This window comes from Jeotgalicoccus marinus DSM 19772 (assembly GCF_000425825.1).
In the GTDB taxonomy this organism is placed as follows: Bacteria; Bacillota; Bacilli; order Staphylococcales; family Salinicoccaceae; genus Jeotgalicoccus; species Jeotgalicoccus marinus.
The window spans coordinates 94,532-106,289 of record NZ_AUEE01000008.1 but is presented as its reverse complement, the minus strand read 5'-3'; the positions used below and the strand labels follow the sequence as shown (position 1 = coordinate 106,289).

Annotated in this window: 12 protein-coding genes; 2 read left to right on the top strand and 10 right to left on the bottom strand. The window is 34.3% G+C overall.

The genetic code is table 11. From position 1 onward, the window contains the following. The 5 genes from tnpA to H624_RS0106155 all read right to left on the bottom strand — a co-directional run. On the bottom strand, positions 1-202 hold a 202-nt coding region (gene tnpA, locus H624_RS0106175; RefSeq protein WP_026866812.1), incomplete at its 3' end, for an IS200/IS605 family transposase. Positions 203-421: 219 nt separating this feature from the next. After that, the gene (locus H624_RS0106170; RefSeq protein WP_026866811.1) at positions 422-607 is read right to left on the bottom strand and encodes a hypothetical protein; all 186 of its coding nucleotides are present in this window, start codon (positions 605-607) and stop codon (positions 422-424) included. A 50-nt stretch (positions 608-657) separates the two neighbouring features. Continuing rightward, positions 658-1,377 carry a glucosamine-6-phosphate deaminase gene (gene nagB, locus H624_RS0106165; protein WP_026866810.1) on the bottom strand — a complete coding sequence of 240 codons (720 nt, stop codon included), beginning with the start codon at positions 1,375-1,377 and terminating at the stop codon, positions 658-660. A gap of 9 nt (positions 1,378-1,386) precedes the next feature. Continuing rightward, a complete protein-coding gene (locus H624_RS0106160) occupies positions 1,387-1,992 on the bottom strand; it encodes a pyroglutamyl-peptidase I (RefSeq protein ID WP_026866809.1) in 606 nt (201 codons plus the stop codon). A gap of 93 nt (positions 1,993-2,085) precedes the next feature. Beyond that, positions 2,086-3,285 (bottom strand): DUF418 domain-containing protein, encoded by a 1,200-nt coding sequence (locus tag H624_RS0106155; protein ID WP_026866808.1) that lies wholly within the window; start codon positions 3,283-3,285, stop codon positions 2,086-2,088. 136 nt (positions 3,286-3,421) lie between these two features. On the opposite strand from H624_RS0106155, the gene H624_RS0106150 reads away from it, so the two are divergent. Together H624_RS0106150 and H624_RS0106145 are read left to right on the top strand one after the other, a co-directional pair. Beyond that, positions 3,422-4,093, top strand: a complete 672-nt coding sequence (locus tag H624_RS0106150; protein WP_026866807.1) for a response regulator transcription factor — start codon at positions 3,422-3,424, stop codon at positions 4,091-4,093. Beyond that, positions 4,086-5,555, top strand: a complete 1,470-nt coding sequence (locus H624_RS0106145) for a sensor histidine kinase (protein WP_026866806.1) — start codon at positions 4,086-4,088, stop codon at positions 5,553-5,555. Before H624_RS0106150 ends, H624_RS0106145 begins: the two co-directional genes overlap by 8 nt. Positions 5,556-5,962: 407 nt before the next feature. Here the strand turns inward: H624_RS0106145 and H624_RS0106140 are convergent, their stop codons facing one another. The 5 genes from H624_RS0106140 to purH all read right to left on the bottom strand — a co-directional run bounded on the left by H624_RS0106140 (position 5,963) and on the right by purH (position 11,758). Beyond that, the gene (locus tag H624_RS0106140; RefSeq protein WP_026866805.1) at positions 5,963-6,454 is read right to left on the bottom strand and encodes an FAD-dependent oxidoreductase; all 492 of its coding nucleotides are present in this window, start codon (positions 6,452-6,454) and stop codon (positions 5,963-5,965) included. 247 nt (positions 6,455-6,701) lie between these two features. Next, on the bottom strand, positions 6,702-7,202 hold the full coding sequence (locus H624_RS0106135) for a GNAT family N-acetyltransferase (RefSeq protein WP_026866804.1): 501 nt from the start codon (positions 7,200-7,202) through the stop codon (positions 6,702-6,704). 130 nt (positions 7,203-7,332) lie between these two features. Beyond that, complete coding sequence (locus H624_RS0106130; protein ID WP_026866803.1) at positions 7,333-8,910, bottom strand: glutathione ABC transporter substrate-binding protein; 1,578 nt, start codon at positions 8,908-8,910, stop codon at positions 7,333-7,335. Between the two features lie 110 nt (positions 8,911-9,020). Continuing rightward, the gene (purD, locus tag H624_RS0106125) at positions 9,021-10,271 is read right to left on the bottom strand and encodes a phosphoribosylamine--glycine ligase (RefSeq protein ID WP_026866802.1); all 1,251 of its coding nucleotides are present in this window, start codon (positions 10,269-10,271) and stop codon (positions 9,021-9,023) included. A gap of 11 nt (positions 10,272-10,282) precedes the next feature. After that, positions 10,283-11,758, bottom strand: coding sequence for a bifunctional phosphoribosylaminoimidazolecarboxamide formyltransferase/IMP cyclohydrolase (gene purH, locus H624_RS0106120; RefSeq protein WP_026866801.1), 1,476 nt, complete (start codon positions 11,756-11,758; stop codon positions 10,283-10,285).

Genomic DNA, 11,758 nt, shown 5'->3' with positions numbered 1-11,758 from the left:
TCACAAGCATGTGTATATGATCAGGCATCGCATGTGCTTCGATAATTTCTACATCTTTCATATCACATAATCGTCTAAGTATTTTCCCTATGTCTTTTCGAAGTTGTCCATACACAACTTTTCTCCTATACTTAGGAGTAAATATTATATGATACTTACAATTCCATCTTGTATGTGATAAACTTTGGTCGTCTTTAGACATTCAATATGCCCCTTTCTTTTCTAAATAGCGGTTGGTAGCCATTATTTAGTATACAGAAAGGGGCATATTATCGCTAAAGCTACTTCATCCACACGCATAGCGTGTGGTTTATTTGTTTCGCACGTCTACGTGCTCAACCGACTGAAGTCACTAATTAAAAGGCATGCTTCCTGAAACAAAACATCAGGAAGCATGCCTTTTTATGTACCATCTCGATGGTTAATCTGGTTCGTTTTTATCTTTGTTTTTCTTGATCTCTCTATACGCCATATAAATATAATAAGCTGCAAACAGCACTGCTAATACTTGTAAGGCCCAGTTTACTTCTACCATAGTATTTGCGATAACTAAAAATATGAAAAGCATCGCTAATGTGTATATGATTTTTTGTTTGTTTTCATTCATAAAAATACTCCTAACACGATGTATTAGGAGTATTATCTCATATGTTAGCCTTATTCACCAATTGCTGCACTGTCTGCAATTATCGTTACATCAGGATGATTATTTAGAATAGAAGCCGGATTTTCTTCTGAAACTTCACCACTAAGTAGTGCTGATAAGGCTTCTTTCTTATTCTCACCATTGATTAAAATAAGAATTTTTCTCGCTTTCATAATTGACGCTAAGCCCATAGAAAATGCAGCCTTAGGTACATCATCAATATCATCAAAGAACCTCGAATTATCTTCAATCGTTTCTGGTGTTAATTCAACTTTATGTGTTAATGAATCAAATGAAGTGCCTGGTTCATTAAAAGCAATGTGACCATTACGTCCGATACCGAGTAGTTGAATGTCGATACCTTTCTCGTCAATCTTTCTCTCGTAACTTTCAACTTCTGCTGTTTCACTTTCTGCCATACCATTTAATAGATTAATATTTTCTTCCTTAATAGAAACATGATCAAAAAAGTTTTTATGCATATAATATGAATAACTTTGATCATGTGAGGCGTCTAGTCCAACATACTCATCTAAATTAAATGTTGTGATCTGATCTTGATCGACATCACTATCATTAAGTTTTTTAACAAGTGCTTGATACGTACCTTCTGGTGTTGAACCGGTTGCTAAACCGATAACTGGTGCTGACTTAGATTGGATTACATCCATCAAAATACCCGCAGCCTTATCGCTCATTTCTTCATATGAATTTACTTTTAAAACGTCCATAATGCCCTCCTAAGTATCTTGAAGATTTTCTATTAAGATATGAATTGCTTTTGTGATATCTTCTTGAGACCAACTTGCAGACCCAACTGCAATTCCAATTTCATGACTCGGTGGAACATGTACAAAACCTGCTGGAATGTCTAAGCCTTTCTGATTTAAATAATAAAGACTACTATACATTAAATTATTACAGAGATATGTCCCTGCTGAATTAGAAATTGTTGTTGGAATATTTGCATCTAAAAGTGCTTGTTCTAATCGCTTTAAAGGCAATTTAGAGAATAGCCCATCCGCACCATCTTTATAGATTCTTTCTCCGCTTGGTTTAAAACCTGAATTATCCTCACGACCATCTCTCGTATTGATTGCAATACGTTCAAGGTGGATGCTTTTAATACCATTAGCCAGTCCAAGTGAAACAATAGCATCAGGTTCTACATCTTCAATGTCTTTTTCGATTAAACTATTAATCTCACCAAAAACAACAGGATAAATTCTACCGACAATCTTATAACCACCAATTGTTTTACCTTCAAGGCTTTCAACAACAGACTGTGTTGGATTGGTTTTAAACTTTAAAAATGGTTCGTATCCTGTGAGAAGCAAAGTCTTCATAACATCATCCTTACCTAACTAGATTAAAGTCGTAATTAATTAAATTTTAGCATAAAAGCATTTAAACTGTCAGATTTTATTATAAAAACAGATCTATTTTGAAGTCTTATTCTGCCATTTCCTACTACGGATACGTAGGTAAGTGACCATTCTAAGTAGATATTCTAAAGGACCATATCTAAAGTGTTTCATATACCAAGTCGCAAGGATCAACTGAAGTACGTAGAAGAGTGTAAACAAGATAACCGTAAAGATTACAGTATTAGTACCAAACATGCCAATCCCATAGCCGTACATCACGAATGTGCCAAAGATACTTTGTAAGATATACATAGTTAGCGACAGTTTACCGATATTTTTCATACCGGTCATAATGATGTTATTCTCATATCTCTGGTATAAAAGTTTCATTAAGCTCATTAAACCAAACGCTAAAAATAGGCCAAAAACTAGGTTTAAGTTACTTGCTAATGTCTCATCATTTAGCCAGTAAATACTTGATTTCATTATGATACTTACTGGAATAAGCCAAATATATAGTGCACTATTCCAAAATTTTGCGCCATCCTTTTGGAACCAATCAGAACGGGACAGGTTGATACCAAACATAAAGCCAAGTGCTGGCATAAAAAGTCCTAAAATCATGAATAACCCTTTTGAATCCTTGAATTCACTCATCATTTCATTGTAAAAAGGATCTTCCATATTCTCTCTAGCATCGACAATTTCACCGTAAGTTCCAGTCTGATAGACCGTTAGTAATTCAGTCATATATTCATTTGTCTCCGCTTCACTAACCGTTGATGCTTCATCAATTTCACTAGATAGAAAACCACTCCCAAGCATTAACAATAGAATGACGATGATGATGCCGGATATAATTTTATAAAACCAAGAAGGTAAACCTATAAAAATAATGGATACTAACATGGCGAGTCCATATGCTAAAAGAATGTCCCCTTCCCAAATATATGTAGCATGAAGAAAACCAATTACTAAAATGCCAATTGCTCGACATAGAAGTTTAAACCTTTTCCATTTCATTTCCTTATTCTTCATGGATTCAAATAATTTATCCATGGAAAAACCAAACAGTATGGCAAAAATAGGCATGAAACTACCTTCAAATATCACCTTTACAGCCTTAAATAGAAACTCATTAATCGTGTTCAATTCATAAAATTCCATGTGGTCTTTTCCACTTAAACCAAATTGAAAAATAAGTAGATTAGCCATTAAGATTCCATACAAACTGAATCCTCTTATAACATCTGCACTTTCGATTCTTTTCACTTTATAATTCACCTCAAAACCATTGTATCCTTCAGACTTTAAGAGAAATTTAAACTTACCTTAAATGTGTCTTAATTTATTCTATAAAGGTGGTCAAGTAGAGCTTTTATTTTTACAATATAATTGAGGTGTCACTATGACTAATAAAATTTTAATCGTTGAAGACGATAATGATATTTTACAATTGATAACTTTAAGTTTATCGTCTCAAAATATAAATAATGTATACACTGCTAGCCACTTAGAAGAGGCAAAAGACTTAATCTTAAGACACAATTTTCAAGTCTTACTATTAGATTTAAATTTAAAATCAGAAAGTGGCTACCAGTTAATGAAATTCATCAATTTAAATATGACAAAAGTCATTATTGTCACTGCTAAAGATTCTGAAATTGATGTCTATAAAGGCTTTCAACAAGGTGCGATAGATTATGTCAAAAAACCATTTGACCCTATCGAACTTGCCTATAGAGTAAAAGTGCACTTAGAGCCAGTACATCATATGAAATATAAAGACCTAACAGTGGACACGTCGACAGCAGAGGTATTCAAGGCAGACATAAAAATTCATCTAACAACAAGAGAATACGATCTCTTAACCTGTTTTATGACAAACAATAATCAAATACTTACGAAAGAGCAACTCTACCTAAATGTTTGGGGTTATGACAAAGGTGTGGATGATAATACATTGATGGTGCACATTAGAACCTTGCGTAAAAAAATTGAAGATAGTCCAGAACAACCTGAATTAATTCAAACCGTTAGAGGGAAAGGATATATCTTCCGTGGTGATGTTAATGAATAGGCGTTTTGCTTTAATATTTTTAAAGTACATCATTACTTTTCTGATCTTGAGTTTACTTGTTGTGATCATAAGTCTTTTTCTTTTTGGTATAAACGTGAACTCATTGTTCTCTAATAACTCACCGGCTAAGATTGATAACTATGAATTAATTACTGAAATCAATGATGACGATGAAGATGGTTATATACTGTCTGATAATCTTAAATCATCTCTTAAAGAAGAAGGCTATACAGCTTTCATTATCGATGATGAAGCAAATACGATATATCCGAAGAGTAACCGTAATTTAAAATCGCTGATCATCGATAATATTACAACAACAATTGCCATCCCCTATAAAGAAAATGCACACTTTCTAATGATCAATGAGAATGATGACACAAATATCGATATCTCAAATGAAGATGAGGTCGATACTCTAATGCTGATTGATAGTCTGTATACGAAAAACTATAACGATTATAACTATCATATCATTGGTGATGAGCTACAGTTTTTTGAATCAGCAACGACTATGGACTATGCCTATGTTGATGAATTTACAGATACGGATATTACTGTCTTCAAATTAATAGGTATCCTGTTAATCGTTGTGCCTATTTTTATAATTCTCTTGGCAATTATCTTATCCATCATTATGACTCGAAGACTAAGTAAACCTTTGTTCTTCTATGTCGATTGGCTGACCCAACTATCTAATGGATTGTTATATAAACCGAGTGCTTCATATAACAGGAAAAAATCTAAGAAAATCTACAAGGAGCTTGATGAAGCTGTTGATTCTCTAAATGCTCAACTATTAGAAGATCGATTGTACCAAAATCAAATTGATTACTATAGAACGAAGTGGCTAAACCAAATTTCTCATGACTTAAAATCACCCTTAACTTCCATCTATGGCTATTCTAAAGTAATGCCTTATTTTCCAGATGACCAAAAGGAATATATCACTTTAATTTCTGATAAAGCCTTATATATGGAACAGCTGATTGATAGTTTAAATAGCACTTTTAAAGTCGAAACAAGTCAGATGGAACTAGACAAGGAATCCTTTTCACTAGCCCGTGCGCTTAAGGAAATCATTAAAACTGTCGGCTACAAAGATATCAATATAGATAACAATTTAGACGATGATGAATTCTATGGAAATAAGTTGTATGTAGAGCGTATGTTTATCAACCTGATTGAGAACAGCCTGGATCATAATGAAAAAAATCCGATCATTAACATTATTCTAGAAGATAATGAAGAAGGTATCGTCATCACTTATGAAGATAATGGTCAAGGTATAGACCAAAAAGATCTCAGTAAACTGATACAGAGTAAACAAACGACTAAGGAAGATAAAGACCAGCACGGTCTTGGCTTTTCAATTATTATGGATGCTGTAAATTTCCATAATGGCAGCTTTACAGCAGATCCAACTGAACATGGTGTAAAATTCATCATTAATTTCCGCTAAAAGTTTATACACGATAACACACAGTTAAATAGTCACTTTAATTGGCACAAAAATAACTTTTATATTATATACGAGAAACGGCATGTACATACTAAAAATATCTGTGCATGCCGTTTCAAATTTTATTTAGGTAAGAATCAGTCTACTTTTAGTATGGTCATCGTTCCAATATTATTTTCCTAAAAAGTAATAACATTTTAAGGTTTAGGCTGATTTTCTATTAGTTTCAATATTGATTTAAGACCTCTTTCAATTGTCATAAATCTCAATACCTCATCTCTGACAAAAGCAAAAATACTACTCTCATTAAACATCAACTTCGCAAGATTCCTAGAAGCAGATTGAGCTTTTTCAACCCGCGGTCGTTATATTTTTTCATAATTATTTAAGATGTTTTTAAATTATTATTAGATCAAAATCAAATAAATCTTCATATCCTTCAAAAGAAACAGATACTTTATTATTTTTTGATGTAAATCGCTCACTTTCGTATCGTACGTTAACATGCAACCATCATCAGTAAGTACCTCTATCAAGCGTCCACGAGAAATACCTCTGTAGGTACCGTATTTACTCATTAATTCATGTATGGAATTTTTGCGTAAAAGACTGCCTTGATGACTGTAAAAATTAAAGTTATTAATAGAAACACTTTTATTTAAATATGTTTCAGTTACTTTGAGTTCTGAAATTGCATTATCTACCATGGGCATCAAAGCTAACATATAACCAGAACTTTTATTACTTTTATTTCGTTCTATTAATACTGGGTTATTTCCTTGCTTTCTAAGCATTTGTGCCGCAGTTAATCCCGCTATACCTGCACCGACGATTAAGATTTTAAGTTCATCTTTTTTTGCTAACTGATATTGTTGATGGACAGATACATCATGTATCAAAAACTCTCCTCTTTTTATTTAAAATACTGTTACCTGACATATACAAATCTGTACCTACCTATCACTTAATTTCCTTTTTGTTAACATATGTAAACTTGAAAGTGCCACTTAAGTAGACGCTCTTGTACACTTGCCTGAATAATGCCTCAATTGAGAATTAAAAAAGTAAAACATCATATTAAAAAACCACTCACTTCAACCTTCTTTTGTTGAAGTGGGTGGTGTCTATCTATGGAAAAAGTTTTATCTATTCACTTCTCCAGTTTTTCTTTAAAAGTCCCATAATGTGAGAATTTTGGTATTCCCCTTTAGTATAAAAATGTTCTTGTAAGGTGCCTTCAATTTCAAAATTTTGATTTTTATATATGTGGATGGCTTTTTCATTTTCAACATCGACATATAAATATATTTTATGCAAATTTAAAATGTTAAATGCATAGTCTATTGCTTGTTTCATTGCCCTTTTGGCATATCCATTTCCAGCAAATTGTTCATCCACTATAATCTGAATTTCACAATTCCTATGAATAAAGTTTATTTCTACTAATTCTACAATGCCTACCTTCTCATTCTCATCTTCTATGATAAATCTCCTCTCGGATTCATCTAAGATATGCTTCTGGTAAAGCGATTTTAATTCGCCTAATGATTCATATGGTTCTTCAAACCAATATGCCATAGTAGAGTATCTGTTATTCAATGTATGAATAAAGTTTAAGTCAGTTTCTTCTAGTGCTCTTATTTTCATTTTTATTCTCCTTATATAGTCTTAATACTTATTCGTTCTTTGTTAATTAAAGTATAAAATTTGCTTAGTTACTTGTAAATACATGCAAAAAGCTTCTACTCAAAATGTAATTTTTGAGTAGAAGCTTTTTTTAATGCAAGTCTTTTAAATAAGGGAAACTACTTGGGTATTGATAATAGCCATCTAAATCAGAGTTAATTCCTGTTAACAATTCAGTATGGAAGATCGGAATTAATGGTTCTTCATCGATAATAATTTGTTGAGCGTCTTCATACATTTGTAGACGTGTTTCTTCATCTAGCTCAACACGGGCATTATCAAGCAGTTCATCAACTTCTGAGTTAGAGTAACGTGTTCTATTTCCTGCAGCTCCGATATTATCAGAGTGGAACATAGGATATAGACCATAGTCTGCATCTAAGGTTACTGTTCCCCAGCCACCCATGAACATTTCATGGTCACCGTTGGCAGTATATTCCTGATATGCTCCCGCTTCCATCAAGGAAATTTCTAGGTCTATATTTAATTCTTTTAGTACTTCTTGAATATACGTTGCAACATCTTGATGCGTTCTTGAGTTTAGTACAACTTCTGCTGAAAAACCATCTGGATAATCACTTTCTGCAAGATATTCTTTCGCCTGGTCAAGATCATATTCAATTGGGTCTAAGTTTTCACTATAGCCAAAAACAGTTGGGTTTAACGGTGTTTCTGCCACCTCGTGAATACCGACAAGAATATTTTCAATGATTGAGTTTTTATCAATAGCTGAAGCAATCGCAAGTCTCACATTTTCATCATTAAATGGTTCTTTTTCAGTATTAAATCCTAAGTAAGTCATATTCGCACTTGGACGTTGTTGCACTTCACTACCTTCATTAGAATCCACTTGTTCAACATCATTCGGGTCCATCGGATAGATGATGTCTGCTGTACCTGAAGTTAATTCAGCGATTCTTGACTGATCTTCTGGAACTGCTCTAAAAGTGATAGATTCAGGCTTAGCTAAATCTCCCCAATATTCTTCGTTACGAACTAAAGTAATTTCTTCGCCTTCTTTAATATCTTCAAATTTAAAGAAACCTGTGCCTACTGGTGTACGGTTTACTTCTGTTAAAGGATTACCGCCCTCTTCCATTTGAGCATAATCCGCATCAATAACTTCTTTACTAATCATGTGTCCACCTGGATGTGCTAAGTGAGCAGGTAAGGCAGCAAATGGTTGTTTCGTGTGAATTTGAACAGTGTAGTCATCTACAACTTCAACTTCATCAATTTCTGTAAACAAGAAAGATAATGGTGATGCAACTTCCTCATCACGTACACGGTCTAAGTTCGCTTTAACGACTTCTGCATTAAAATCACTACTATCATGGAATTTGATCCCTTCTCTGAGCTTAAATTCCCAAGTTGTATCTGAAATTTGCTCATAACTTTCAGCAAGTCCTGGTTCTAATTCCAAGTCTTGATTCAGTTTTACTAAAGTTTCATAAATGTTTGTCATAACATATAATGAATAGCCATCATTAGCAGCATGTGGGTCTAGAGAGTTTGGTAGCGACATGATACTGAAATCAATCGCTTCTCCAGTAGTCTCTTCACCTTCTCCCTCACCTTCTGTTAATTCCTCGTCAACCTCGCTATCAGATGTACAAGCAGCAAGTACGAGAACAAATAGAGCAATAATTGGTAATATGTACTTTTTCATTCTGACGCCTCCTAATATTAATCCCTATTATTATACTATGATTTTAAAATTTTTGCTATATCAATTTAACGATAAAAACCTTTCACATCTTTTTTGATGTGAAAGGTTTTTTATAATCCCCTAGTCCCAATATCCGTTCTATAGAATAGATCATCACCATGAAAGTCTACTTTTTTGAGATTATCGTAAGCTAAGTTTTTAGCTACTTCTAAATTCTCACCTCTAGCAGTGACCAACAAGACACGTCCACCGTTAGTTTCAAAAATATCATCATCGACTTGTTTTAGACCACTATTAAACACCTGATCATTAAGTTCAGTTGGTATCTTCACCTTTAATCCTTTAGTAGATGATTCAGGATAGCCTTTAGACGCTAAGATAACTCCAAGCATATAATCCTTAGAGAAGTTTAACTGATATTTCTCTTTCGCTTTAACCGCTTCTAGCACTTCAATTAAGTCTGAATCTAATAATGATAAAAGAATTTGAGCCTCTGGATCACCAAAACGTGCATTAAATTCAATGACCTTAATACCATCTTTAGTAATGATAGCGCCAAGGTACATAACACCAAAATACTTCAAACCTTCTTTAACCATCGCATCTGCCATAGGCTGAACAATAGTCTCTACCGCTTCTTCAATCACTGAATCACCCAAGTGATGGACTGGCGCATAGGCACCCATACCGCCTGTGTTAGGACCTTGATCATTATCATAGGCACGTTTATGATCTTGAGCAATAATATCAAAAGGTATAATATAATCTTCGTTGACTAGCACCATCAAACTAAATTCTTCACCTTCTAAAAATTCTTCAATTACGAGTCCTTCTTCTGAAGATTCATCAGAAATGTAGTCAAGCGCTTGAAGTGCCTCATCCATAGTCATAGCAACAAAGACACCTTTACCCGCAGCAAGGCCATCTTTTTTAAGTACTATAGGTGCTCCTTTATGTTCAATGTATGCCCTAGCTTCATCTTTATTATAGAAAACTTGGTAGTCTGCGGTTGGAATATCATATTTCTGCATAATCTTCTTAGCAAATTCCTTAGATGATTCAAGTTGAGCTTCTAATTTTCTTGGTCCAAAAACCTTAACTCCAGCTTCTTCTAAAACATCACTAAGACCAATATTAAGCGGAGCCTCTGGCCCGATAATTGCCCAAGTAATTTCAAGTGCTCTACATTTTTCTGAGATTTTTTCTGTATCAACGTCTGAGATTTCAGGGTAAATTTCAGCATACTGTTTCATACTATCATTCCCTGGGACGGCATGAATTTCATCAACATATTTTGACTCACTTAGCTTTTTTACAAGCGCATGTTCTCTACCGCCACTACCTACTACTAAGACCTTCATAAGACATCTCCTTAATGTTTGAAATGACGCATGCCTGTAAACACCATTGCCATACCATGCTCGTTGCAGAAATCTATGGACTCCTGGTCACGCTTAGAGCCACCTGGTTGTATAATTGCCTTAATCCCATGTTCATAGGCAAGTTCTACTGTATCTGGCATTGGCAAGAAGCCATCACTTGCGAGTACAACTTCTTCATCAGAATCAATTGAACGTTCTGCAGCAATCTTTAAGGCACCTACTCTATTCATCTGGCCTGCACCAATACCGGTTGTTTGTTTAGAATTCGCTAAGACAATTGCATTGGATTTCACATGTTTTGATACTTCCCAAGCAAGTGCCAGAGCTTTTAATTCAGCATTACTCGGTTGTTTTTCAGTCACAAACTCCAACTGACTCATGTCAAGTTTGCCTCGGTCTTTTGATTGCACTAAATATCCACCTGATACACTCACCATTTCTTCGCTTTGAACCTCATCTGTAAAATCCATTTTTAACAATCGAATATTCTTTTTGACTGTTAGTATTTCCATGGCTTCATGAGTATAGTTAGGTGCAATAATCACTTCTAAAAAGACCTTACTTAATTTTTCAGCAGTCTCTTGATCTACAGTTTTGTTCAAGGCAACTATGCCACCAAAGATAGACTGACTATCCGCATCAAAGGCATTTTGAAAGGCCTCCGCTAGATTTTTTCCAGTACCCACCCCACAAGGGTTCATATGCTTGACAGCAACTGCAGCAGGGTCATCAAATTTTCTTACCAAGCTAAGTGCACTATCAGCATCTCTTAAATTGTTATAGCTCAGAGCCTTACCATGTAAAATTTCAGCATTTAACAGTGTATTCTTATCATCACTTGTTTTAACTGAACGTGCAGTTTGATGTGGATTTTCACCATATCTTAAGATGTCTTCATTTTGAGAAAAATGGTTCACAATCGCTTGATCATAGTCATTGGTATGACGAAACACCTTAATCATAAGCGACTTTCTATAAGCTTCATCTAAATTATTATTTTGGATACGTTCAATGACTTCGTCATAATCAAACGGATCAACAACCGTCGTCACATGCTTAAAGTTTTTCGCTGCTGCTCTAAGCATAGTCGGTCCACCAATATCGATATTTTCAATTGCTTCGTCTTCAGTCACGTTAGCTTTCCTAACAGTTTCTTTAAACGGATATAAATTAACAACTACAAGGTCAATTGTCTCGATGTTATTTTCTTTTAGTTCTTCTAGATGCTTCGGATTATCTCGATCTGCCAAGATTCCACCATGAACTGCAGGATGTAAAGTTTTGACACGTCCATCCATGATTTCACTAAAATTAGTTAAGTCACTCACTGATTTAACTTCAATATTAGCATCCAATAAAGTCTGGTAAGTACCACCCGTGGAGTATAATTCATAGCCTTCTTTAACAAGTGATTTGGCAAAATCCTCTATACCTGTTTTATTTGAAACACTAAGTAAGGCTTTCAT